The sequence below is a fragment of the Streptomyces sp. NPDC057136 genome (genome assembly GCF_042670885.1).
Lineage (GTDB): Bacteria > Actinomycetota > Actinomycetes > Streptomycetales > Streptomycetaceae > Streptomyces.
Map to the genome: position 1 here is coordinate 127,172 of NZ_JBHUUV010000002.1, position 23,737 is coordinate 150,908.

Consider the following 23,737-nt stretch of genomic DNA (forward strand, 5'->3'; position numbering starts at 1 on the left):
CGAGGTCAGTATCCGCCGCCGGTCGGCTCCGCCTTCTTGGTGACCTTGTCACCGGACGCGTCGAGTACGTACCACTTGGCGCCGAACGCGTCGGAGTCCTGGCCGTTCGTGTCACCGGCTTGTACGTCGTCCTGGAAGTAGTACAAGGGATGGCCGTTGTACGTGACTTGGGTGCCGCCGTCACCGCGCGCGGCGGTGCCCAGCAGGTCGGCCTTCGCGCCCTCGCCCGCGACGGGCTTGCCGTCCGTGAGCACGGGCGGCCAGGCTTTCGCGCAGTCACCGGAGCAGGTGGACTTGATGGAAGTGTCGGACTCGAAGAGGTAGACGGTCTTGTCGTCCTCGCCGACCAGGATCGTCCCCAGCGGGTTGTCGGCGGTGGCCACGGTCTGGCCTCCGGCGGCGGTGGCGCTCGCAGTCGGGGATTTCGTCGCGGACTTCGTCGCGGATTTCGTCGGGGACGACCCGCCATTGTCGCTGTCGGAACAGCCGCTGCCGGCCGCGGTGAGCAATCCGATCACGGCCATGACGGCAGCCGCTTTGGCGATCCTTGGCATCCCGGGACTCCTTTGTCCGGTCGGTCGGCCGTGTGTCGGGGCCGCGACTCCCTATTAGAGAGCGGGTCTGCGCTCCGGGCGTGCTGCGTGGCGCCATCTGGGCGTACGCCCGCCCGGCACTCGAACCAGACGGTCTTTCCACCCGCACGCGGCCTGACACCCCACCGGGTGGCGACGGCCGCGACGAGGAACAGGCCCCGCCCGTCCTCGTGGGACTGGTGCTGCGTAGCCGGTTGCCTACCTGGTTCCAGGCGTATGCAGAGATGGAGGCGCGTGCGGCCTTCATCTCCACGTACCAGGCGCAGTTGGTTCATGGCCTGCTTCAGACCGAGGACTATGCCCGCGCAGTGCTGGGTGTGCTGGACCAGCGCAAACTCGATGCGAAGGTCGCCGCACGTCTGGAACGCCAGCGCATCCTTGATGGTGACGGTGCACCATTGATGTGGGTCGTGATTGCAGCTCCCGCTCGACCTGGTTGATGCAGGCCGTGACGTCCGCGTGGGTGGCGGGGGCCGTGAAGGCCACGCCACCGAGCGCGAGGGTCAGGCCGGTGAGGACAGTTGCGAATGGACGTGCGCATGGGACGTACCTGCTCTCCGGGATCGTCGCGCGGCCCGGGAGCTGAGTGTTGCCGGATCCGCGTGGGAACGGCGCCGAGCGCACGCGGGCCCGCGCGCAACCACTGGCCCCGGCCCGGCTGGGTTTCCCTCCCCCTCTTCGACGCTAGATCAGCCCCCGCCCCCCGCACCCGCTACGCCTTCCGCGCGGACGTCCAGCCCTGGCGGCGGAGGCTTTCGAAGCCGTCCAGGAGGAGGTCGAGGGCGAATTCGAACTCGTACTGGTCGTCGCAGCCGCCACCGACCGTGGAGCCCCTGTCGTGTGCGGCCGTCGCGGCCAGTTCCGCGATGTGCGGGTAGCGCGCCGCCAGCCCGGGGTCCGGCGGGCCGGAGGGGCCCGAGGTGTCGAACAGTTCCTGGCTGAAGCCGAGCAGGCGGCTGCCCATCGCGTGCATGACGTGGTGCGTGAGGTCGGCGGAGAGGCCGCCGTCCCTGAAGCTCCCGGCCATCGTGTCCAGGTACGCCAGCACGGCCGGGGTGGGGCCGGTCCGCGACTCGATGACCCGGGCCGCCCAGGGGTGGCGCAGCAGGACCCGCCGGGCCGAGAGGATCCGCCCGCGGACCACGCGCTGCCAGTCGGGGCCCGCGGCCGGCGGGTCGATCTCGACGACGACGGCGTCGGCCATGCCGTCGAGCAGCTCCTCCTTGTTGGCCACGTGCTTGTAGAGGGCCATCGGTACGACGTCCAGCTCCTGCGCGAGCCTGCGCATGCTGAGCGCGTCGATGCCGGTGGCGTCGGCGAGCGCGACGGCGGCGCGCAGGACGCGGTCCCTGTTCAGGGGGATCCGTTGCGTGTGCGTGGCTTCCTGCCGGGTCATTCCGGTTCGGCCCCTTCCCTCTTCGACAGTGCCCTCTCCTTGACGAGTGTACGCCGTACGCCTATGGTTGCTGCCAGGTGTACGGCGTACACCACCACCGAGCGAGGGGTACCTAGAAGATGAGTCCGGACCGGAGAACCGCGGTGGCCGCCGGGTCGCTGTTCCTGCTGACCGAGGCCGCCGCGATAGCCGGGGCGGTTCTGTACCGCCCCCTGCTGGGCGCGGCGGACGGCCGGCTCGCGCAGGGCGCCGACACGCGGGCGCTGATCGGGGTGCTCTGCGAGGTGGTGCTGGTGGTGGCGGTGGCCGGTACCGGGGCGGCGCTGTTCCCCGTCCTGCGGCGCCACGGCGAGGGGCTCGCGCTCGGGTACGCCTTCGGGCGGCTGCTGGAGGCGGCCGTCATCGCCCTCGGGATCGTCGCCGTCCTGGCGCTCGTCACCTTGCGGCGGGACGCGGGGGCGGCGGCCGGCGCCGACGTCGCGCTGGCGGCCGTGCACGACTGGACGTTCCTGCTCGGGCCCAACATCGCCCTCGGTCTGAACACCGTCCTGCTTGCGTACCTGACGTACCGCGCACGGCTCGTGCCGCGCTTCATCGCCGTGCTCGGGCTGGTCGGCGGGCCGCTGATCTGCGCCTCGGCCGTCGCCGTGATGTTCGGGGCCTACGCGCAACTCTCCGTGGCGGGGTCGGCCGCCGCGCTCCCGGTGTTCGCCTGGGAGCTGGGGCTGGCCGGGTGGCTGATCGTCAGGGGGTTCGGGACCGGCTCAGGCGCCGCGTCCCGGGCAGACGGAGAAGTGGCTGATCCGGCAGGTGTCCGTCGGTGAGGCCGACCCGAGCTTGACGGCGGTGCCGTCCGGGGCGACGCGCCGGCGCTGCCCGGCCCGGACCGTGCGGGTGGGGTGTGGCGGCGACGGCGTTGCGGAGCTTCATGCGGGTATGCGTCCCTTCCGAAGATGGTCAAGAGGCCACTGCGGGGCCGACCCCAGGAGGGCCGCGAGCGGCGAATCGATCCGCCGCGGGCCGTCGGCACGGCGGGTCCTCTCATTACCTCTCGTTCGGTTTCAGATCCGCCGGAAGCGCCGCCAGGCGGGATCAAGGCCACGATTCCGGTCCCCGCGGACCGTGTCCGCAACCGGCTGGGGCGCGGCTCGCGCGGCGGACGGCCGCCGAAGTTCGACAGAGACGACTACAAGCAGCGGCACGCTGTCGAGTGCGGGATCAACCGACTCAAACGACACCGGGCCGTCGCCACCAGGTACGACAGACTCGCCGTCCGCTACGAAGCGACCGTGCTGATCGCAGCCATCAACGAATGGCTGTGACCAGCACTTTCACAACCCGCCCCAGGGGCTATCCCTTCGGGGCGTAGTAGCTCAAGAACATGTCGACGCCGCTCGTGATCAGACGATCCGTGGCGGCGTCGTCGATGGCGGTCCCGTACGAGCTGAAGACCAGGTGCGGGAAGACGAGCAGCGCGTAGAGCTGCACGATCGCCGTTTCCAGGTGAGGGATGTCCAGCCGGCCCCGGTCGGTGAGCGTGCGCAGGGCGTCGGCGACGGCCGGGTGGTGGCCTTCGGGGCCGTGGCCCTGCCAGGCAGTCCCTAGCTCGGGGAAGCGGTGCTGCTCGGCGGCGACCAGGTTGCGCAGGGCCGCGACGTCCGTGTTGCCCCGTACCGCCGCCACCCAGGCGCGGGCCGCGTCGATGAAGGCCGTACGGAGGTCGGCGGCGTCGGCCAGGCCGGCGAGCGCTGCCGTGGGCGCGCCGCCGAGCGGTTCGTCCAGCGCGCCCGTGATGACGGCCGTGAACAGGGCTTCCTTGCTGCCGAAGTGGTTGTAGACCGTCACCTTCGATACGCCCGCCTCGGCGGCGATGACGTCCATGCCCACGCCGAAACCCTCGCGGAGGAACGCCGTGCGGGCGGCTCCGACGATGGCCAGGCGCTTGGCCTCGGCGCGGGGTCCGGCGGGGGGCTGCTTCGCGTTCATGGAGGACAGGCTAACAGCGACCTGAACTGAACAGTTGAGTTCAACTGAACTGAACCGTACAGTTGAGTTCATGAGCCATTCCGAGGTCCATCAGGTCCATCCGCATGCCCATGCCCACTCCGACCCCGTCGTCGATCCACGGCGCTGGGCGGTCCTGGCGCTGATCTGTGTCGGCCAGTTCATGCTGGTGCTCGACGTGACCGTGGTGAACGTCGCGCTGCCCGACATGGCGACCGATCTGAACCTCGGCCGCACCACGCTGACCTGGGTCGTCACCGCGTACACCCTCTGTTTCGGCGGGCTGATGCTGCTGGGCGGGCGGCTCGCCGACGCGCTCGGGGCCCGCCGTGTCCTGCTTGCCGGGCTGGCCGTCTTCACCGCCGCCTCGCTGGCCACCGGGCTCGCCGACAGCGCCGCGCTGCTGATCGGCGGACGGATCGCGCAGGGGGTGGGAGCAGCGCTGCTGTCGCCCGCCGCGCTGTCCCTGGTCACCACCACGTTCCACGGCGAGGAGCGCAACAAGGCGCTCGGCGTGTGGGCCATGATCGGCGGCACCGGTTCGGCGATCGGGGTGCTGCTCGGCGGTGCGCTGACCGCCGGTCCGGGCTGGCAGTGGGTGTTCTACGTCAACGTCCCCGTCGGCCTGGCGCTCCTGGTGGCCGTACCTCTCCTGGTTCCGGCCCGCGCACCGCAGCCCGCCCGGCTCGACGTGCCCGGGGCGCTGCTGGTCACCGCCGGGACCGGGTCGCTGATCTACGGGCTGGTCGAGGCGGGGGACTCCGGCTGGGGTGCGGCGGCGACGCTGCTGCCGCTCGCGGGGGCGGCCGTGCTGTACGCGGTGTTCGCGGGCGTCGAACGGGTCGCGAAGGCGGCGCTCATGGACCTGCGGATGTTCACGCGGCGGCCGGTGCTCGCGGGGGCGTTCCTGATGCTGATCGCCACAGGGCTGCTGATCGCGTTCTTCTTCCTCGGTTCCGTCTATCTCCAGCACGGGCGCGGCTTCGGGCCGATGAAGACCGGTCTCGTCTTCCTGCCCGTCGCGCTCGCCGTCGGTATCGGCGCGCATCTCGGGTCGCGGCTCGTCGGGCGGATCGGCAGCCGTACGACCGCCGTGGGCGCGATGGTGATCGCCGCCGTCGGGTGCCTACCCCTGACGTGGCTTTCGGCGGACAGCAGTGTGTATGGGGATCTGCTTCCCGGGCTCGTCGTGGCCTCGTTCGGGCTGGGGGCGGTGTTCGTGACGGCGACGACGACGGCGCTGGCCATGGTGGATCACCGGGAGGCGGGGCTCGCTTCGGGTGTCGTGAACACCTTCCACGAGGTGGGCGGTTCCGTCGGGGTTGCGGTCGTGTCCACGGTCGCGGCGGCGGGGATCGCGGGCGGGAGTGCGGCCATCGGGGCGTTCGGTGACGCGTTCACGGTGTGTGCGGTGGCTGCGGGGGTGAGCGCGGTAGTGGCGCTCGCGCTCGTACCGCAGGGGAAGCCGCAGCTGTCGGGACCGCACGCGCACTGAGCGGCGGCGGCACGGATGCGCGGGGACGACGGCGCCCTGGTCCGTTCGGAAGGCGCGGAGATGCGGGGCGGGGCGCGGCGGACCACGATGAAGAGCCGGGCTGCAGGCGGTGCATGCACCCCGTCTGCCGCCCGGCCACCGCGTGCCCGCCCTGTGCCTGCCCCGTGCCCGCCCCAGGAGGCTCCCTTGCCGTCCGAAGAGCACGCAGCCCAGCCGACGCCCTTCGACCTCGCGGGGCCGGCCGCGCTGTTCGGTGGTGCGATGGCGGGCGTGGCGGTGCTCGACACCGAACTGCGCTACCTCTACGTCAACCCGGCACTCGAACGGATCAACGGCGTCTCGGCCGCCGCCCACCTGGGCCGGTCCGTCTTCGAGATGCTGCCCGAGATCGAGGCGCGCGAGGACGTCCTGCGCAAGGTGCTGGCCGACGGGCAGGCCCGCGACCTCACCTACACGGGTCAGACGTGGGCGGTGTCCGATCTGGAGCAGCGGCACTGGCACGGGGCGTACCACCGGCTGGAGGACGAGTACGGGAACGTCATCGGGCTCGTCGCCATCGTCCTGGACATCAGCGAGTCCGAGATCCGGCACGAGGAGCTGAACCGGGCCAGGCGTCGTCTGGCGCTGCTGGACACGGCGGCGGTGAGTCTTGGTACGACGCTCGACATGGACACCACCTGCCAGGAACTCGCCGAGTTCGTCGTACCGGCGCTGGCGGACGTCGCCGCCGTGGAGGTCTTCCCGCCGGATGTGGGGCACGAGGTGCGGCACGCGCCGCCGGGCGTGCTGCGGCTGCGGCGCGCCGCGCTGGCGGCGGTGCCGAAGCTCCGTGACACGCTGGACCAGTTCAGCCGGCCGGGTGAGTACATCGACTACCAGGAGGACGCGGCCGTACCGCGCTGCCTGGTGTCGAACGCCCCGGTGAGCGTGGACTTCCGGAGCGAGGAGCTGCTCGGCGTATGGGTTCCCACTCCCGAACGGGCCGCGGTCTGCCGCGCCATCGGCATCCACTCGGCGCTCGTCGTACCGCTCACGGTGCGCGGGCTTCCGCAGGGTGCGCTGAGCCTCGTACGGACCGGTGGCTCGCCCCCTTTCACGGACGAGGACTTGGTCGTCGCGCGCGAGCTGGCGGTCCGCGCCGCCATCGATCTGGAGCACGCCCGCCGGTACGCCCACGAGCACTCCATCGCCCGGGAGCTCCAGCGTTCCCTGCTCTCCGAGCCGCGCGGGCCGCACCCGCATGTGGAGGTCGCCAGCCGCTATCTGCCCGCGGAACAGGGGGCGTTGGTGGGAGGCGACTGGTTCGACGTCATTCCGCTGCGCGACGGGCGCCATCTCAAGGCGATGGGCGATGTGATGGGGCACGGGGTGGAGGCGTCCGTCGCCATGAGCCACTACCGCTCGCTGCTCCGGCTCCTCGCCTACGACGATCTGCCGCCGCACGAGATTCTGGAGCACCTCGATCAGATGGTCGAGCGCTCCGGCATGGACCGGGCCGCGACCTGTCTGATCGCGGTGGTCGACCGGTCCGCCGGGGTCTGCGAAGTGTCCAGCGCGGGTCATCTGCCGCCGGTGTTCATCGATCCGGGGTCGACCGGGCGGGTGGCGACGGTACCGGTGGGACCGCCGATCGGGACGGGGTTCGGCGGCTACCGGTCGACGAAGCTGCCGTGCGGTCCGGGGACGGTGCTGTTCATGTACACCGACGGTCTGGTGGAGCGCAGGGGCGAGGACATCGATGTGTCGGTGGGACGGCTCTCGGGGCTCGCCCTGCCGGTGAGCGGGAAGCTGGAAGACCTGCTGGACGAGGTGCTGGACCGGTTCGGGCAGGACGCGGAGGACGACATCGCCGTCATGGCTTCGCGGACCTCGCGCTGAGGGGCGGGGACTGTCAGTGGGCGGTGGGAGGATCAGGGCATGGAACCACTCCTCCTCGCCGATCTCGAAGCCGCCATCAGAAGCAGCTGGGACGCCGACACGACCACCCCCGTTCACCGGCCGCACTGGAATCCGGACAACCCGGCGCGGGACCAGTGCGGGGTCACCGCCATGGTGGTCAACGACCTGCTCGGCGGCGAGCTGATCCGTGGTGAGGTCCGGGTCGGCGGCGTCCAGACGGACTTCCACTGGTGGAACCGACTGGGCATGGGTATCGAGATCGACCTCACCCGCGAGCAGTTCGGACCGGAGGAGATCGTCACGGGCGGCACGGTGGTCCCCCGCCCGGCGGAGATCGTGAGGCTCCGCGAGGAGTACGAGCTGCTGCGCGGGCGGGTGCTTGAGCGGCTGCGTGGGCAGGTGCGGGTGCGGGTGTGAAGCGGCTCAAGGGAGTATCACCAGCCTGTCCACAGCAGGTGGTTGATCAGTAGGGCCACCACCGCCTGTGCGGTCAGCCAGCCGCGCCGGGTCGTGTCGGGGAGCAGCGCGGCGGTGGGCAGCAGCCAGAGGATGAAGGGCTGCCAGATGCGTTCCGTCTCCGCCTTGCTCATACCGGAGAGGTCCGCGACGAGCAGGGCCAGGAGCGCCGCCAGGGCAAGGAGAGCGAGTCGCTGCCCGGCCGCCTCCGAGGTGCCGGGGACGGGGCCGTGGCCGGGGCGCAGGGTGCGTACGGCGTCGGGGGCGGCGGCCATGGCGCGGCGCAGGCCGGCGACGGTGGCGAGGCCGGCGGCCAGGGTGGTGCAGGCGAGGTTCGCCCAGACCCAGTAGCCGTACGGCCGTACACCGCCCGCACCTTGGTAGTAGCGCTCGACGAGCAGGTGGTAGGCGTCCCACCAGTTGAATCCCGCCAGGGTGAAGGCGAGCGGCACGACCAGCGCCCCCAGCAGGAACGGGCAGAGCAGCAGGAACGGGCCGAGCGGGCGTGCCGTCCGGGCGAGTACGAGGGCGGCGAGCAGGAGCACCGCGATCAGCGTCAGTCCGTACGACAGGTAGCAGGTCAGGCCGAACAGCAGCCCGGAGCCGAGTGCCAGGGCCCAGCGGCCTGTTCGCCGTGTCGCGGCCAGCGCCAAAAAAGCCACCGACCAGGCGGCGACGGCCGCGAAGTAGCCGTCGGCCGAGACGCCCGCCCACACCGCGACGGGGGCGAGGACGAGGAACGGGGCGGCCCGGCGCGCGAGGCGTTCCTCGCCCAGGGCGCGGAGCGTGATCAGGACGGCGACCGAGGCGGACGCGGCGAGCACGAGGCACCAGACGGCGGCCCAGGCGCCGCCGCCGAGCCCGATGCGGTCGAGGCCGACGAAGGTCAGCGTGGCGCCCGGCGGGTGCCCGGCGACATGGGCGGGCCAGTTGCCCGGGGGTCCGATCACGATGTGGTCGTTGAAGCTGCGCAGAGCCGCCCCGATGTCGTCGAAACGGTCGATGACGTGCAGGTATTCGTGCTTCGTGGTGAGGCGGCGGGCGATGCCCCGGTCCCAGCCGTCGATGAGCGCGAGCGACAGCGTCCAGGCCAGGGAGGCCGCCCACGCGGTGAGGAGCAGGCCCCGCCACGGCAGCCGTGCGGCGAGGACCGGTCCGTACGCGATGACGGCGGCGGCGACCACGACGGCGGCCGGGGTGCCGGCGCCCACGTGCGGGTCCCACGAGGCCAGCAGCGGCGGCCAGTGCACCCGGAGGCTTCCGTCGGCGTGCTGGATCGCGCGTCCGACGAGCACGGCCACCGTGACGAGCAGGACACCTGCCCCGGCGGCGATCAGGTCGTGGCGGCGCCCGGCACGGTCCTCGGAATTCAGCGGGTTCCCGGTCTTCACACCCGCACGCTATGCAGGTGGGGGTGGCTTCCGGAGGTGCCACGGGAGTGACGTCAGACTTTCGTCAGGAGTCGCAGCCGCCTCGTCCCCCCGTCCCGGACATAGCGTCGGCGCATGGACGCAAGACGTCGGATTCGTACGCTGCCCAGTGCCCTGCCCAGTGCTTTGCCCAGCCCCCTGCCCACCCCCGCCGACCCCGCGTTCTGGCGCAGCCCGGTGCGCGGTGTCCGCTTCACGGCCGTGCTCGGCGTGGTCCTGCTCGTCGGGCTCACGCTGCTGTTCGTGACCGGGCTGCTGTCGTACGCGGCGTACAACCCGGACCTCGCGGCGGTCAACGACAAGACGCCGGGCAAGGGGTGGCTGGGCTTCTGTCTCTTCGCCTGGCCGACCGGCCCCGTCTGGTTGTACCGCCTGAACCAGGGGCTGCACGTCACGGTCGGCATCGCGCTCGTACCCGTCCTGCTGGCGAAGCTCTGGTCGGTGATCCCGAAGCTCTTCACGCTGCCGCCCGTCCGGTCCGTGGCACATGCGCTGGAGCGGATCTCGCTGCTGCTGCTCGTGGGCGGCGCCCTGTTCGAGTTCATCACCGGACTGCTCAACATCCAGCTGGAGTACCTGTTTCCGGGGTCCTTCTATCCGCTGCACTTCTACGGGGGATGGGTGTTCTTCGCCGCGTTCCTCGCCCACACCGCGCTGAAACTCCCGAAGGCCGTACGGGCGATGCGCGGCGGCGCACTACGAGCGGACCAGGACGAACTGGCGTCACCCGCCCCCGCTCCGGCGACCATCTCCCGGCGCGGGGCTCTCGCGGTGGTGGGCACCGGTTCGCTGCTGATGCTCGCCACCTCGGCGGGACGGAGCTTCGACGGACCGCTCCGCGCCACCGCGCTCCTCACCCCGAGGGGCGGCGCGGAGCCCGGCGCGGGACCCAACGGCTTCCAGATCAACAAGACCGCCGCCTACGTGGGTGTCACCCCGGTCGATACGGGGGAGGGCTGGTCGCTCACCGTCAGCGGACCGGCCGGTGTGATCCGGCTGTCCCGGGCCGAGTTGCTGGCGATGGACCAGTACAGCGCGGCGCTCCCGATCGCCTGCGTGGAGGGCTGGTCGACGTCGGACCAGTGGTGGCGGGGGGTACGGCTGCGGGACCTGGCGGCGCTCGCGGGATATCCGGAGGACCGGCCGCCGGGCGTCCTGGTGGAGTCCGTGCAGCGGCGCGGCCCGTTCCGTAAGGCCGCACTCCGCGACAACCAGGTACGCGACCCGCGCTCGCTGCTTGCGCTGCGGGTCAACGGCGAGGATCTGTCGCCCGATCACGGATATCCGGCACGGATCATCGTGCCGGCGGCGCCCGGCGTGATGAACACCAAATGGGTGGGCCGGCTGACGTTCGGAGAGCTGTGATGAGTACGCGTGCAGTACGGCCGGGGCCCCAAAAGGGTGTTCTGGAGCGTTGGCACGGGATTCTGGAGCGTTGGTACGGGGAAGGGCCGCTGCATCTCCTGCTGCTGGCCACCACGTTCTGCCTCGCGGGCTACGCGGGCGTGAGGCTGCTGGACGGCGACACGTTCGGCATCGTGCTGTGGTTCGTCGGCGCCGCCCTCGTACACGACCTGGTGCTGGTGCCGGCGTACTCCCTGGTGGACCGGGCCGTACGCCGGGCCCTGGGACCGTGGTCCGGGCGGATCAACTTCGTACGCGTACCGGCCTTCCTCTCCGGTCTTCTCCTGCTGACGTGGTTTCCGCTGATCACCCGGCAGACGGAGCGTTACGAGTCCGCGAGTGGGCTGTCCCCCGATGTGTTCCTCGGGAACTGGCTGCTGATCACGGGCGCGCTGTTCGCGGCATCGGCGCTCTGGTTCGTGGTCCGCGCTCTGTGGCTGAGGCGCAGGGCCACGAAGGGGCGGCCGTCCGTCTCCCACTGATCGACGGGCCGCCAGTCGGGCGGCCGCGCGTAACGGAGCAGGGCGGGTGTGGAGAGCCGGGCCCACGAGAAGAGCGTGTCCGCTGGGGCGCCCGGCCGCGTACCGTCCGCTGCTGCCCCACCGCGTCCGTCGTCCAGCCGGACCCGGACCCGCTCGTCGACGTCCTGAGCCGTGGTCTCGGCGACGAGCAGCCCGCCGGGGGCGAGGAGTTCGGCGGCGCGGCGGAGCAGGGCGTGCGGGTCGCCGCCGATACCGATGTTGCCGTCGATGAGCAGAACCGTGCCCCAACGGCCCTCGCCCGGCAGCGGATCGAAGACGCTGCGGTGCAGCGCCGAGCCGCCGAGGCACAGGGTGCGGGCGACGGCTGCCTCGCTCACGTCGATCCCCAGCGCGCGGTGTCCGTGCGCGGCCAGTTCCGCGACGAGGCGGCCGGGTCCGCAGCCGACGTCCAGGACCGGGCCCTCGCAGCGGCGCAGCGCCGACAGGTCGGCGGTGTCGGCGCCCGCGCACCAGCGCTCCACGTCCAGGGGCAGCAGCCAGCCGTCCGTACGCCGCAGGAAGAGCGGACCGTGGCCGTTGCGCAGCGCGTTCGCGTACGGGTCGGTGGTCCAGGGGGTCGGGGCCGGGGCCGGGTGCGCCGTATCGGTCGGGGCGCTCACCGGACCGCCGTCCGGGCCAGGCGGGCGAAGGCCCCGGCGAACGCGCCGTCCGGCGCGGCGGCGGCGACGTACGCGGCGTCCTCCGCCATGTCCACGTCGCGCAGCGGCGGCAGATCGCGCACGGTGAGCCCGGCGTCCACGAGGCGGCGGCGCTGGACCGCGCCGGTCTCCGGGACGGACATCGGTACGCCGCGCACGAGACCGGGGTCGGGGGCGGCGAGGCCCAGCGCCCAGAAACCGCCGTCCTCGGCCGGTCCGAACCAGGCGTCGCAGTGGTCCCAGCCGTCCGGGGCGAGGGCATCGGCCAGGTGCGCGGCGCCGGCCTGCGGGGTGTCCATGCCGATGAGGAGGGCGGGGCCGGTGCAGGCGGCGAACGCGGCGGCGAGCCGTTCGTCGAGGCCGCCCGCGCTCTGGGGCACGACGTCGATGCCGGGCGGCAGCCACGGTCCCGGCTGCCCGTCGAGGACGACGATGCGCCGCCGGGCGGGGAGGGTGAGGACGGTGCGCAGGGTGTCGGCGAGGGCTGCCTCGGCGAGCTGGGCGGCTTCGGCGGGGCTGAAGGGCGGACAGAGCCGGGTCTTGACCCGTCCGGGCACGGGTTCTTTCGCGATGACCAGGAGTGTGGTGGGGCCGGTGGGGCCGGTGGGTTCAGTGGAACCGGTGGGGTGCGTGGCGTGGCTCATCGGGACGCCTCCGTGCGTACGGCTGTCGACCGTCCCGGTGGCTGCCGCAGCACCGCCCGCATATCGCGCACCGCGTGCCAGGTGCCCCGCCAGGTGCCGGTGACCTTCGACTTTCCGGCACGGGCGAGGTACGGGACGTCCGTCTCCGCGACGCGCAGTCCGGCGTCGGCGGCCCGGACCACCATCTGGAGCGGGTAGCCGCTGCGGCGGTCCGTGAGTCCGAGCGCGAGCAGGTCGTCGCGGCGGCCGGCCCGCATCGGGCCCAGATCGTGCAGGCGCAGACCCGTGCGGCGGCGCAGCATCCGGGCCAGCGCCACATTCCCCGCCCGTGCGTGCAACGGCCAGGCGCCTCGGCCCTCGGGGCGGCGGCGCCCCAGCAACAGATCGGTCTCCCCGTCGGCGATCCTCCGTACGAAGGAGGGGAGCAGGGCCGGATCGAGGGAGCCGTCGCAGTCGCAGAAACAGACGAACTCCGCCGTGGCCGCGAGCAGTCCGGCGTGGCAGGCGGCGCCGAAGCCGCGCTGCGGCTCGCGGACGACCGTCGCGCCGAGCGAGCGCGCCAGCTCGGCGGAGCCGTCCGTGGAACCGTTGTCGACGACGATCGCGCGCCAGCCCGGCGGGATGCGTTCCAGCACGCCGGGCAGGGCAGCCGCCTCGTCGAGACAGGGCAGGACGACGTCGGCGGGCGCGGCGGCTTCGGCGCGTGGGGCCGTGGAGTCGGGCGGTGAGGAGTCGGTCACGCCGTTCACCCTACGGAGCGGAATCCGGCATTTCGGGTGCCAGGATCTTACGAAACGTGGACGTCGGCCAACCGGCGAGCCCGTGACGACCCGCGCCGAACCACCGGGTGCCAAGGTGGGGGCCATGCAGAACACCCCACCGACTGCCCGTTCCGATGCCCCGGCCGGGTGGGTGCTCGTCGTGGACGACGATCCGACCGTCGCCGAAGTCGTCGCTGGCTATCTGTACCGGGCGGGTTACGGAGTCGAGCGGGCCGACGACGGGCCTTCCGCCCTGGAACGGTTCGCCGCGCGGCGAACCGATCTGGTCGTCCTCGATCTGATGCTGCCCGGCATGGACGGCTTCGAGGTCTGCCGCCGGATGCGCGCAAAGGGGCCGGTGCCGGTCATCATGCTCACGGCGCGGGGCGACGAGGACGACCGCATCCTCGGTCTGGAGACCGGGGCGGACGACTACGTCACCAAGCCGTTCAGCCCGCGCGAACTCGTCCTGCGCGTCGACTCCGTACTGCGCCGCGCCAGGGCCACCAACGGGTCGGCCGCCGGTGGGCCCATGGCGCCGTTCGGTGGCGCCGGGCTCGTCCTCGACCCGGCGGCCCGCAGTGCGACCCGCGACGGCACCGTGCTCGCCCTGACCCTCCGCGAGTTCGACCTGCTCGCGTTCTTCCTGCGCCACCCCGGCCAGGTGTTCACCCGCGAGGAGCTGATGCGTGAGGTCTGGGGCTGGGACTTCGGCGACCTGTCGACGGTGACGGTCCATGTACGGCGCCTGCGCGGCAAGGTCGAGGCGGACCCGGGCCGCCCCTGCCTGATCCGCACGGTCTGGGGTGTGGGCTACCGCCTGGACCTCCAGGGCGACAGCACGCTTGACGCCGCCGGGAGTGGGACGCAGTGAACGACATCCTGCTCATCGCGCTCTTCGCCTTCATGGGCGCCGCCGCTGCGGGGCTGCTGGGCGCCCTCGTCCTGCGGATCTTCCGGCACCGTTCCCTCGTCGTATCGCTGACGGTCGTCGCCGCGGTCGCCGTGACGGCGATGCTCGCGGGGACGCTGGCGGTGGCCTGGGCGATGTTCCTGTCGCCGCACGACCTGACGGTCGTCACGACCGTCGTGGCCATGGCCGCCGTGGTCTCCCTCGCGACGGCGATGCTGCTGGGCCGCTGGGTCGCGGCGCGGAGCCGGGATCTGACGCTCGCGGCACGCTCCTTCGGGGACGGCGGTACGTTCGCGGCGCCCGAGGGTGAGGTGACCGCCGAACTTGCCGCGCTCACCCGGGAGTTGGCCGCCACCAGTGCCAAGCTCGACAGTTCCCGGGAGCGGGAACGCGCCCTGGAGACCTCGCGGCGCGAACTCGTGGCGTGGATCTCGCACGATCTGCGGACGCCGCTGGCCGGGCTGCGCGCTATGTCGGAGGCGCTGGAGGACGGCATGGCGCCGGACTCGGGGCGCTATCTGCGGCAGATCCGTACGGAGGTGGAGCGCATGAACGACATGGTCGGCGACCTCTTCGAACTCTCCCGTATCCATGCCGGATCGCTGACCCTCACCCCCGCCCGTATATCCGTGTACGACCTGGTCGGGGACGCGCTCGCGGGTGCGCATCCGCTGGCGCGCGAGCACGGCGTACGGCTGGTGGGTGACCGGATCGACGCGGTGCCGGTGGAGGTCGACAGCAAGGAGATGAGCCGGGTCCTGGGCAACCTCCTGATCAACGCGATCCGCCGTACGCCGGCCGATGGCACCGTGGCGGTGGCGGCGCAGCGGTGCGAGGGCGGGGTGGTGCTCTCGGTGACCGACGGATGCGGGGGGATTCCGGAGGAGGACCTGCCCCGGGTCTTCGACACGGGCTGGCGCGGCACGCACGCCCGCACACCACCGGCGGGCGCGGGCCTGGGCCTCGCGATCGTGCGCGGCATTGTGGAGGCGCATGCGGGGCGGGCTGCGGTGAGAAACGTGGCCGGCGGCTGCCGCTTCGAGGTAACGCTGCCGGTGTCTCCGGGCTGAGGGTTCCGTCCTCAAACGCCGGACGGGCTTGAAATGCCCCGCAGCCCCGCCGCCGCGAATTCCTTCATGCCCGCCTCGAAGCCGACCCCCGGCCGCCAGCCCAGCTCGGCGCGCAGGCGGGTCGTGTCCGCCGTGACGTGGCGTACGTCCCCGAGGCGGTACTCCCCGGTGACCACTGGGGCCGGCCCACCGTGGGCCGACGCAAGCGCGGTGGCCATCTCGCCGATCGTGTGCGGCTCCCCGCTCCCCGTGTTGTACGCGGTGAACGACCCCGGCGCCCGCCCCGTCAGCGCCCCCAGCGCCACCACATCGGCCGCCGCCACATCCCGTACGTGGACGAAGTCCCGCCGCTGCATGCCGTCCTCGAAGACCCGAGGCGCCTCGCCCCGTGCCAGGGCCGAGCGGAAGAAGGAGGCGACCCCGGCGTACGGGGTGTCGCGCGGCATCCCCGGCCCGTACACGTTGTGGTAGCGCAGCGACACCGCCCGCCCACCCGTCGCCCGCGCCCACGCCGCCGCAAGGTGCTCCTGGGCGAGCTTGGTCGTCGCGTACACGTTCCGCGGATCGGCAGGAGCGTCCTCCGGGACGAGCCCGGGCACGAGGTCCGCGCCGCAGGAAGGGCAGAGTGGCTCGAAGCGCCCGGCCGCCAGATCGGCCTCCGCCCTGGGGCCGGGCCGCACCGCCCCGTGCCGGGGGCAGTCGTAGCGCCCCTCGCCGTAGACCACCATCGATCCGGCGAGCACCAGCCCCCGTACCCCCGCCGCCGCCATCTCGGCGAGCAGCACCGCGGTACCGAGGTCGTTGCACCCTACATACGCGGGCGCGTCCGCGAAATCCTTGCCCAGCCCGACCATCGCCGCCTGATGGCACACGGCGTCGACCCCGGCCAGCGCCCCGGCGACCGCCTCCCGGTCCCGAACGTCGGCGACGACCGACCGGACGCCGGCCGGGACCGGCGCAGGGGAACCCCCCATGTGCGCCGACGGCAGCAAGGCGTCGAACGCGACCGCCTCGTGACCGGACGAGACGAGGGCGCGGACGATCTCCGACCCGATGAACCCGGCTCCGCCGGTGACCAGTACACGCATGGACGCCACGCTAGGGCCGGGCGGAGCGCATGACCCGGCTCGGCGCACCCACGTCACAGGACCGTAAGACCCCCGCACCGTAAAAGCCGCGTCCGGACAGAGGTGTAGCCCTTCACGACGGGGGATGCGTGAAGGGCTACGCCAGCATTATGGCCCCAGGTCAGGTGCGTTTCCAACTGACCAACCGGTCAGTCGGGTGTTCGTCCCGTCCGCTCCGCGCCCCCGCCCGCGCGGAAATCTGTGATGGGCGCGATAGACATGAAGTTCCCGCACGCATAGGGTTTCTTGCGCAGGCGCGTCAAACAGCGGTACGCCTGGACGCGTGACAGAAGAGGTGCAGATGCCGGCGGAACCCCCTTCGCCCGCCATCGGTCGGCTCGATGACGACGATTACCCCGCTTACACCATGGGGCGAGCCGCCGAGATGATCGGTGCGACGCCGGGATTCCTGCGTGCGGTCGGCGAGGCCCGTCTGATCACGCCTCTGCGGTCCGAGGGCGGCCATCGCCGCTACTCCCGCTATCAACTGCGCATCGCCGCTCGCGTCCGCGAGCTGGTCGACGGCGGTACGCCCATCGAGGCCGCGTGCCGCATCGTCATCCTCGAGGATCAGCTCGAAGAAGCCCTGCGTCTCAACGAGGAGCTGCGGCGTCCCGCGACCGGCCGCTGAATATCTGTATTGGCCAGCACAGAATATTACTCAATGGGCAACTGCAGATTTATGCCTGCGGCCGGAGTGATATGGCGTACAGCCCCGATCCCGGCGAATCGTGCTACTGTTGATCTCAGTTGCAGTTGTGGTTCCCAAAACTTCAAGTGCTCTCGCCGGTTCTACATCGGTGGGCGCGCTTTTGTATTTCCGGGTCTTTTCCGGAAGGGGCAATCATTTGCGGCGACGTAGGGCTCGCACAGTGTGAGCTCACGGGCACTGCCCCGAAGGAGATATGACATGGCTACTGGCACCGTGAAGTGGTTCAACGCGGAAAAGGGTTTCGGCTTCATCGAGCAGGAGGGTGGCGGCGCTGACGTCTTCGCTCACTACTCGAACATCGCCTCTTCCGGCTTCCGCGAGCTGCAGGAAGGCCAGAAGGTGAACTTCGACGTCACGCAGGGCCAGAAGGGCCCGCAGGCGGAGAACATCACCCCCGCCTGATCACCTCAGGCGTATGGCGCAGCTGGGGCCCGCACCTTGGGGTGCGGGTCCCAGCTCGTTGTTGTTTTCGGGGAGCGTGGGCGTGACGCAGGTCAGCCCGGACATCCGGCAACCGGACCGTCGACGATCCCCCGGCAGGACACGCACCACGTACCACCGCACGTCCCACATCTTGACCGATCCATGACCGACACCATGAGCGACTCCCCGGTGATTTATTCCGGATGTATGTCGGTCATGTCGAAGCAGTCATTCTGAAGCGCCGGATACGGCTTGTTCCCAGCGGCCGGGCTTCAATTTCGTATTTCATCGGCACGTTCTTGCGATTCTTGGCGCCGCTCAGGCTGCTGCTGCCCGATAAAGAATCCCTCGATACGCGCCATATCGAGGAAGGTTCTGCATGAACCGCGATCGCACATCTCGTACGAACGACCGATTTTCCCGGACCCGCGCAGGCGGTTCCGCCGGCAGCAGTCGCACCGCCAACGGGTTCCGCTCGGCTCCGTCGAGCCGACAGGGCGGACCCTCCCAGGGCCGTTCCGGCGGCGGCTCCGGCCGTTCCGGTGGCTACGGCGGCCGTCGGCCCGCGGCGCTCAAGGGCGAGTTCGCCCTTCCCGTGACCATCACCCCCGCGCTGCCCGCAGTGGAAGCCTTCGGTGACCTGGAGATGCCCGCACCGCTGATGGCGGCGCTCGTCGCCGAGGGCATGTCGGTGCCGTTCCCGATCCAGGCAGCCACCCTGCCGAACTCGCTCGCCGGGCGCGACGTCCTGGGCCGTGGCCGCACCGGCTCCGGCAAGACGCTCGCCTTCGGTCTGGCCCTGCTGGCCCGTACCGAGGGCCGCCGCGCCGACGCCCGCCGTCCGCTGGCCCTGGTCCTCGTCCCCACCCGGGAACTGGCCCAGCAGGTCACCGACGCGCTCACCCCGTACGCCCGGTCGCTGAAGCTGCGCATCGCCACCGTCGTCGGTGGCATGTCGATCGGCCGCCAGGCCAGCGCCCTGCGCGGCGGTGCCGAAGTCGTCGTCGCCACCCCGGGCCGGCTGAAGGACCTCATCGAGCGCGGCGACTGCCGCCTCGACCGTGTCACCATCACCGTCCTCGACGAGGCCGACCAGATGGCCGACATGGGCTTCATGCCCCAGGTCACCGAGCTGCTCGACCAGGTGAGCCCCGACGGCCAGCGGATGCTGTTCTCGGCCACCCTCGACCGCAACGTCGACCTGCTCGTCCGTCGCTACCTCAACGACCCGGTCGTCCACTCGGTCGACCCCGCGGCCGGTGCGGTGACGACGATGGAGCACCACGTGCTCTACGTCCAGGGCGCCGACAAGTACGCCACGACCACCGAGATCGCGGCCCGCGACGGCCGGGTGATCATGTTCCTGGACACCAAGCACGCCGTGGACAAGCTCACCGACCACCTGCTGAGCAGCGGTGTACGGGCCGCGGCCCTGCACGGCGGCAAGTCGCAGCCGCAGCGCACCCGCACCCTGGACCGGTTCAAGACCGGCCATGTCACGGTGCTCGTCGCCACCAACGTCGCCGCCCGCGGTATCCACGTCGACAACCTCGACCTCGTCGTGAACGTCGACCCGCCGAGCGACCACAAGGACTACCTGCACCGCGGCGGCCGTACCGCCCGCGCCGGTGAGTCCGGCAGTGTCGTCACGCTGGTGCTGCCCAACCAGCGCCGCGAGATGACCCGCTTGATGGCGGACGCCGGGATCACCCCGCAGGTCGCCCAGGTCCGTTCCGGCGAGGCCGAGCTGAGCCGGATCACCGGTGCGCAGGCCCCGTCGGGCGTCCCGGTCACCATCAGCTCGCCGCCGTCCGAGCGGTCCAAGAGTGGTGGTTTCGCCGGCCGCGGCCGGCGTAGCCGCCCCGCACAGGGTCGCCGTCCGGGCGCACCCGCGCCGGAAGCGCGTGCTGCGGCAACGCAGCGCCGCGGCAACCGGGCTGCGTGAACCCGAACCGGTAAGTCCCCGTCCGGCTTTCCCCTCCACCTTGTTGAGGCACTATGCGCTGTGTCATCGCCCGCTTCCCCTTCGATCTGTTCAAGAACGAAGTCGAGGATTCGATGAAGGGCATCAAGCCCGAACCCGTCACCGGTGACGCGGTGGTCATCAGCCGCCGGGTCTACCCCGTCAAGCAGGTCGGTGAAGTGATCACCCGGCAGGACCGCCGTGACTTCTCCTCCGCCGAAGTCACCCGGGCGCTGACGCGCCTCGGCTTCACCTGCCGTTCGGCCGAGGTGCCCGCTCCCGCGGTGCCCCTCACCCCGATGGAGAACGCGTCGGCGCTGCTCGGTACGCCGGACCCGGTCTGAACCGGTAGCCCGTAGCTTGTAGCTCGTAGAACCACCCGCACCCCTGTGCCCGCCGGACGGGCCCAGGGGTGCGGTGCGTTTTCCGTAACAGCTGATCCGGCATACGGGTTGTGACCGGCGTGTCGCGCTCGGGTGGAGGGAGAGGATGGTCCGGCCGACTGGACCCCATGGGCAAGGAACCGACATGAGCATGCGCAAGCTGACCGTACTCGGAGCGACGGTACTGGCCTCCGTGCTGCCCGCCGGGATCGCGTACGCCGACGAGACGCACACCAACGCACACAACGGTCCGCAGGTGGCGCTCATCGCGACCGGTCAGATCGACGACCCGCTGGAGGACGTCCTGGAGCACGCCACGGTGCTCGGCAGGACCTCCGTCACCGGCTGAGGCGTCCGGAGGTCCTGAGGCGTCCGGAGGTCCTGGGCGTCAGGACGCCTCGGGTGTCAGGGCGCCGGCTTCGGTTTGGGCTTCAGGGCCCACTTCACCCGGGGCTCCACCACGAAGCGGAACACCCGCCGCACCGGTGAGGTGCACAGCAGCGTCACCATCACCGCGGCCGCCACCGTCACCGCGATCCGGCCGAGCGGAGTCTCCAGGAACGCGTGGTCGTAGAAGTTCTCGTACGTCGCGGTCCTGATGACGAAGCCGTGCAGCAGATAGCCGTAGATCGTGCCCGCTCCGAGCGCGCTCATCCACAGCTTCCGGTTCGGCACCCAGGCGAGGAAGCACGCGCTGAGCACCACGGCGGCGGCGAACAGCAGGAGGGTCATCACGGCGCCCGCCCAGACCGGCGAGGACAGCTCCTCGGCGCTGCTCTTCCGGAAGAACCACGAGGTCGAGATGCGCGGCACCGCCCAGTACGCGACGAGCAGGGCGACCGCGAAGACCGGCAGGGCGATGATCCGTGCCGCGGGGCGGCGCACCAGGTCGAAGTGGTGCGGCTTCAGACGCAGGCCGAGTACGTAGAACGGCAGGAACTGCAGGACGCGCTGGAGCTGCAGATCGCCGCCGATGCCGTCACTCATCGACGCCAGGGCGGCGATGACCACGGACACGGCCACCGGCTGGCGGATCACCTGCCAGATCGGTGTCGTGAGCCGCCAGATGAACAGGGCGGGCATGAACCAGAGCAGCCAGTACGGGTCGACGATCGTCAGCGGCTGGGAGGGGTGCTCCACCAGACGCTCGAAGACGGTGTACGCGACCTCGAAGACGACGTACGGCACCAGAAGCTGGGTGACCAGCTTCCACACCCGCTCCGGCCGCAGGTCGAAGCTGCGGGAGAAGTAGCCGGCGATCACGATGAAGACCGGCATGTGGAAGGTGTAGACGAAGGTGTAGAGCGCCTCGACCACCCGCCCGCTGTCGGGCAGCGGCTCCCAGGCATGGCCGATCGCCACCAGGACGATCGCCAGGTATTTCGCGTTGTCGAAGAACGGGTCGCGCCCGGTCGGGCGGGCACCGGCCGCTGCCGCCCCGGCGTCCGCGGGAGCCGGGCTCGGTGTCTGCGAGGTCAAGGAGGTCACGCGGACACCATAGTGACCGCCGCAAACGGAACGACGGGCGCGTTGCTGTACGCGGCTTCGGTCCGGCGGTTCAGCCCCCCGGGCCCGGCCTGGCCTGGCCCTAGGTACGGGCGTCACCTTCGGCGTCCAGGTGGGGCAGGATCCGGTCCAGCCACCGCGGGGTCCACCAGGCGGCCTTGCCGAGCAGGGTCATCACGGCGGGGACCAGCAGCAGGCGGACGACGGTGGCGTCGATGAGGACGCTCGCGGCGAGGCCCAGGCCCAGCATCTTCACCACGATGTTGTCGCTGATGATGAAGGCCGCGAACACGCTGACCATGATGAGCGCCGCGCAGGTGATGACCCGGGCGGTGATCTCCAGGGCGTGCGCCACACTCGCCTTGGGGTCCCCGGTGCGCAGCCACGCCTCGTGGATGCGGGAGAGCAGGAAGATCTCGTAGTCCATGGAGAGGCCGAAGACGATGGCGAACATCATCATCGGTACGTAGCTCTCGATCGGGACGTCACCCGATACGCCCAGGGCCGGGCCGCCCCAGCCCCACTGGAAGACGGCCACCACGACGCCGTACGAGGCCGCGATCGACAGCACGTTGAGCACGGCCGCCTTGACCGCGACGAGCAGGCCGCGGAACACGGTCAGGATGACGAGGAAGGCGAGGCCCACCACCACCGCGATGATCAGGGGGAGCCGGCTGGAGACGATGTCCAGGAAGTCGACCTGGGCGGCGGTCGTGCCCGTGACGTAGGTGCTCGCGTCCGTCCCGGAGACGGCCTTCGGCAGGACCTCGTCGTGCAGCCGGTTGACGAGATCGGTGGTCTTCTCGTCCTGCGGGGAGGCCACCGAGTACGCGGTGCCGATCAGCACGTCGCCGTCGGACGTGGCCTTCAGCGGGGTGATGGTGGCCGCGTCCGGCACCTTGGTGAGGGCCTGCTGCGCCTGCGTGGCCAGCGCGGACCGGTCGGACTGCGGGACGGAGGTCTGGTCGATCACGAGGGTCAGGGGGCCGTTCGAACCGGGGCCGAAGGCCGAGGACATCAGGTCGAAGGCCCGCCGGTCGGTGAAGGACTTGGGGTCCGCGCCGTCGCCGATGTGCCCGAGCTGGATGAACGGCAGCGGGAATGCCAGGACGACCAGGACGATCACCCCGCCGGTCAGGAACCACCACGGCCGGCGCTCCACGCGCCGCGCGTACCGGTGCCAGCCGCCGTGCGTCTCCTCGCCGGGCTCCGCGTCGGTCTCGGCGACAGGGGTGCGTACGTGGAGCCGGTCCATGCGCCGGCCGATCAGACCCAGCATCGCGGGTACGAGGGTGAGGGCCCCGGCCACTGCCGTGACAACGGTGACCGCCGCGGCCAGGCCGAGCTTGCCGATGAAGCCGATCCCGGAGACCCACAGTCCGGAGAGGGCGATGATGACCGTGCAGCCGGAGAGCAGGACCGCCCGCCCGCTGGTGGCCGCGGCCAGGCCGGCGGCGCTCACCGGGTCCTCGCCGTTCATCAGGTTCTGGCGGTGCCGGGTGACGAGGAAGAGCGCGTAGTCGATGCCGACGCCGATCCCGATCATCGTGGCCAGGGTCGGTGACACGGTGGCGAAGGTGGCCGTGGCTGCGAGCAGTCCCAGCAGGGCGAGGCCGCAGACGACGCAGATCAGTGCCGTGATCAGGGGCAGAAGGGCGGCCAGCAGACTGCCGAAGCCGATCAGCAGGACGAGGATCGCCACCCCGAAGCCGATGACCTCACTGGTTCTGTCGTCCGCCTCGGGGCGGGCCAGTTCGCCCAGCGGTCCGCCGTACTCCACGTCGACGTCCGCCGCGCGCAGCGGCGCGACGGCGGAGTCCACTCCGTCCAGATAGCCCTCCCCGAGAGTGGAGGGCTGCACGTCGAACCGGACGGTGATGTACGCCGTCTTCTCGTCGGTGGAGAGAGGCCCGACATTCGGGGTGCCGGAGGCCGGGGGCGTGGAGCCGTCCGAGGGCAGTGGGTTCTGGGCCGAGAGGACGTGCGGCAGTTTTTCGAGGGCCGTGACGGCGGAGGAGACCTGGCTGCTGACGTCGGTGAGCGGCTTGGACGCGTCGTGCAGCACCACCTGGGAGCTGTAGCCGCCGGCCGAGGGATCGTGCGCCTTGAGCACGTCGAGGCCGTCCTGCGACTGGGTGCCGGGGAGGGAGAAGTCGTCGGAGTAGTCGCCGCCGTACGCGTGGTTCAGGACCTGGAGCCCGGCCAGGGCGGCGAGCCAGAGCACGATGACGGTGACGAAGTGCCGGGCGCACCACTGGCCGGTGCGGCGCAGAGCACCCGTGCGTGGCCGGGCGTCGTCCGCGCGGTGCGGGGTCCGGGGCTCGGGGACGGATTCCGCACCGGAGTCGTTCGTGGAGGGCGGCAGCGGCATGGGCACT

Annotated in this window: 23 protein-coding genes and 1 pseudogene; 14 read left to right on the plus strand and 10 right to left on the minus strand. The window is 71.2% G+C overall.

Annotation, left to right across the window (positions count from 1 at the left end):
* Nucleotides 1–5: 5 nt before the first annotated feature.
* Nucleotides 6–554: a hypothetical protein gene (locus tag ACFT7S_RS03115; protein ID WP_382726192.1), complete on the minus strand. Its 549-nt coding sequence runs from the start codon at nt 552–554 to the stop codon at nt 6–8.
* 206 nt (nt 555–760) lie between these two features.
* Here ACFT7S_RS03115 and ACFT7S_RS03120 point away from each other — a divergent pair.
* Nucleotides 761–1,012, plus strand: a pseudogene (locus tag ACFT7S_RS03120) (Scr1 family TA system antitoxin-like transcriptional regulator); the annotation flags it as partial.
* Between the two features lie 293 nt (nt 1,013–1,305).
* Here the strand turns inward: ACFT7S_RS03120 and ACFT7S_RS03125 are convergent.
* Complete coding sequence (locus ACFT7S_RS03125; RefSeq protein WP_382726194.1) at nt 1,306–1,989, minus strand: TetR/AcrR family transcriptional regulator C-terminal domain-containing protein; 684 nt, start codon at nt 1,987–1,989, stop codon at nt 1,306–1,308.
* Between the two features lie 119 nt (nt 1,990–2,108).
* On the opposite strand from ACFT7S_RS03125, the gene ACFT7S_RS03130 reads away from it, so the two are divergent.
* Complete coding sequence (locus tag ACFT7S_RS03130; RefSeq protein ID WP_382726196.1) at nt 2,109–2,813, plus strand: DUF4386 domain-containing protein; 705 nt, start codon at nt 2,109–2,111, stop codon at nt 2,811–2,813.
* Between the two features lie 129 nt (nt 2,814–2,942).
* Nucleotides 2,943–3,311, plus strand: a complete 369-nt coding sequence (locus tag ACFT7S_RS03135) for a hypothetical protein (protein WP_382726199.1) — start codon at nt 2,943–2,945, stop codon at nt 3,309–3,311.
* 28 nt (nt 3,312–3,339) lie between these two features.
* Here the strand turns inward: ACFT7S_RS03135 and ACFT7S_RS03140 are convergent, their stop codons facing one another.
* Nucleotides 3,340–3,975, minus strand: coding sequence for a TetR/AcrR family transcriptional regulator (locus tag ACFT7S_RS03140; protein ID WP_382726202.1), 636 nt, complete (start codon nt 3,973–3,975; stop codon nt 3,340–3,342).
* 70 nt (nt 3,976–4,045) lie between these two features.
* Between ACFT7S_RS03140 and ACFT7S_RS03145 the strand changes: the two genes are divergently transcribed.
* The 3 genes from ACFT7S_RS03145 to ACFT7S_RS03155 all read left to right on the plus strand — a co-directional run bounded on the left by ACFT7S_RS03145 (nt 4,046) and on the right by ACFT7S_RS03155 (nt 7,804).
* Entirely contained in the window at nt 4,046–5,488 is a 1,443-nt protein-coding gene (locus ACFT7S_RS03145) for an MFS transporter (protein WP_382726205.1), read from the plus strand.
* Between the two features lie 186 nt (nt 5,489–5,674).
* Nucleotides 5,675–7,366, plus strand: coding sequence for a SpoIIE family protein phosphatase (locus tag ACFT7S_RS03150; protein ID WP_382726207.1), 1,692 nt, complete (start codon nt 5,675–5,677; stop codon nt 7,364–7,366).
* A gap of 39 nt (nt 7,367–7,405) precedes the next feature.
* Nucleotides 7,406–7,804, plus strand: coding sequence for a hypothetical protein (locus ACFT7S_RS03155; RefSeq protein WP_382726209.1), 399 nt, complete (start codon nt 7,406–7,408; stop codon nt 7,802–7,804).
* A gap of 17 nt (nt 7,805–7,821) precedes the next feature.
* Here the strand turns inward: ACFT7S_RS03155 and ACFT7S_RS03160 are convergent, their stop codons facing one another.
* A complete protein-coding gene (locus ACFT7S_RS03160) occupies nt 7,822–9,234 on the minus strand; it encodes a hypothetical protein (protein ID WP_382726212.1) in 1,413 nt (470 codons plus the stop codon).
* A 114-nt stretch (nt 9,235–9,348) separates the two neighbouring features.
* Between ACFT7S_RS03160 and ACFT7S_RS03165 the strand changes: the two genes are divergently transcribed.
* Entirely contained in the window at nt 9,349–10,638 is a 1,290-nt protein-coding gene (locus ACFT7S_RS03165; protein WP_382726214.1) for a molybdopterin-dependent oxidoreductase, read from the plus strand.
* Nucleotides 10,639–11,002: 364 nt separating this feature from the next.
* Here ACFT7S_RS03165 and ACFT7S_RS03170 read toward each other — a convergent pair whose 3' ends face one another.
* Genes ACFT7S_RS03170 through ACFT7S_RS03180 form a run of 3 tightly spaced genes read right to left on the minus strand, consistent with a single transcriptional unit; the run spans nt 11,003 to nt 13,241 of the window.
* Nucleotides 11,003–11,818, minus strand: a complete 816-nt coding sequence (locus ACFT7S_RS03170) for a class I SAM-dependent methyltransferase (protein WP_382726217.1) — start codon at nt 11,816–11,818, stop codon at nt 11,003–11,005.
* Nucleotides 11,815–12,501, minus strand: a complete 687-nt coding sequence (locus ACFT7S_RS03175) for a DUF2064 domain-containing protein (protein WP_382726219.1) — start codon at nt 12,499–12,501, stop codon at nt 11,815–11,817. Before ACFT7S_RS03175 ends, ACFT7S_RS03170 begins: the two co-directional genes overlap by 4 nt.
* Nucleotides 12,498–13,241 carry a glycosyltransferase family 2 protein gene (locus ACFT7S_RS03180; RefSeq protein WP_382726222.1) on the minus strand — a complete coding sequence of 248 codons (744 nt, stop codon included), beginning with the start codon at nt 13,239–13,241 and terminating at the stop codon, nt 12,498–12,500. The genes ACFT7S_RS03175 and ACFT7S_RS03180 overlap by 4 nt, the downstream gene beginning before the upstream one ends.
* 124 nt (nt 13,242–13,365) lie before the next feature.
* Here ACFT7S_RS03180 and ACFT7S_RS03185 point away from each other — a divergent pair, with 124 nt between their 5' ends.
* Complete coding sequence (locus tag ACFT7S_RS03185; protein ID WP_382726225.1) at nt 13,366–14,136, plus strand: response regulator transcription factor; 771 nt, start codon at nt 13,366–13,368, stop codon at nt 14,134–14,136.
* Nucleotides 14,133–15,245: a sensor histidine kinase gene (locus tag ACFT7S_RS03190; protein ID WP_382726228.1), complete on the plus strand. Its 1,113-nt coding sequence runs from the start codon at nt 14,133–14,135 to the stop codon at nt 15,243–15,245. Before ACFT7S_RS03185 ends, ACFT7S_RS03190 begins: the two co-directional genes overlap by 4 nt.
* 11 nt (nt 15,246–15,256) lie before the next feature.
* Here ACFT7S_RS03190 and ACFT7S_RS03195 read toward each other — a convergent pair whose 3' ends face one another.
* Nucleotides 15,257–16,333 carry an NAD-dependent epimerase/dehydratase family protein gene (locus ACFT7S_RS03195; protein ID WP_382726230.1) on the minus strand — a complete coding sequence of 359 codons (1,077 nt, stop codon included), beginning with the start codon at nt 16,331–16,333 and terminating at the stop codon, nt 15,257–15,259.
* 340 nt (nt 16,334–16,673) lie between these two features.
* On the opposite strand from ACFT7S_RS03195, the gene ACFT7S_RS03200 reads away from it, so the two are divergent.
* From ACFT7S_RS03200 to ACFT7S_RS03220, 5 genes are all read left to right on the plus strand, one after another.
* The gene (locus tag ACFT7S_RS03200; protein ID WP_382726798.1) at nt 16,674–17,003 is read left to right on the plus strand and encodes a MerR family transcriptional regulator; all 330 of its coding nucleotides are present in this window, start codon (nt 16,674–16,676) and stop codon (nt 17,001–17,003) included.
* 279 nt (nt 17,004–17,282) lie between these two features.
* Nucleotides 17,283–17,486 (plus strand): cold-shock protein, encoded by a 204-nt coding sequence (locus tag ACFT7S_RS03205; RefSeq protein WP_151476148.1) that lies wholly within the window; start codon nt 17,283–17,285, stop codon nt 17,484–17,486.
* Between the two features lie 400 nt (nt 17,487–17,886).
* Nucleotides 17,887–19,452, plus strand: a complete 1,566-nt coding sequence (locus ACFT7S_RS03210; RefSeq protein ID WP_382726233.1) for a DEAD/DEAH box helicase — start codon at nt 17,887–17,889, stop codon at nt 19,450–19,452.
* Nucleotides 19,453–19,505: 53 nt separating this feature from the next.
* The gene (locus tag ACFT7S_RS03215; protein WP_382726236.1) at nt 19,506–19,814 is read left to right on the plus strand and encodes an SCO5918 family protein; all 309 of its coding nucleotides are present in this window, start codon (nt 19,506–19,508) and stop codon (nt 19,812–19,814) included.
* A gap of 184 nt (nt 19,815–19,998) precedes the next feature.
* Nucleotides 19,999–20,202 (plus strand): hypothetical protein, encoded by a 204-nt coding sequence (locus ACFT7S_RS03220; RefSeq protein ID WP_382726239.1) that lies wholly within the window; start codon nt 19,999–20,001, stop codon nt 20,200–20,202.
* A gap of 56 nt (nt 20,203–20,258) precedes the next feature.
* Here the strand turns inward: ACFT7S_RS03220 and ACFT7S_RS03225 are convergent, their stop codons facing one another.
* Nucleotides 20,259–21,341: an acyltransferase family protein gene (locus ACFT7S_RS03225; protein ID WP_382726241.1), complete on the minus strand. Its 1,083-nt coding sequence runs from the start codon at nt 21,339–21,341 to the stop codon at nt 20,259–20,261.
* A gap of 100 nt (nt 21,342–21,441) precedes the next feature.
* Nucleotides 21,442–23,730 carry an MMPL family transporter gene (locus ACFT7S_RS03230; RefSeq protein ID WP_382726244.1) on the minus strand — a complete coding sequence of 763 codons (2,289 nt, stop codon included), beginning with the start codon at nt 23,728–23,730 and terminating at the stop codon, nt 21,442–21,444.
* Between the last annotated feature and the right edge of the window lie 7 nt (nt 23,731–23,737).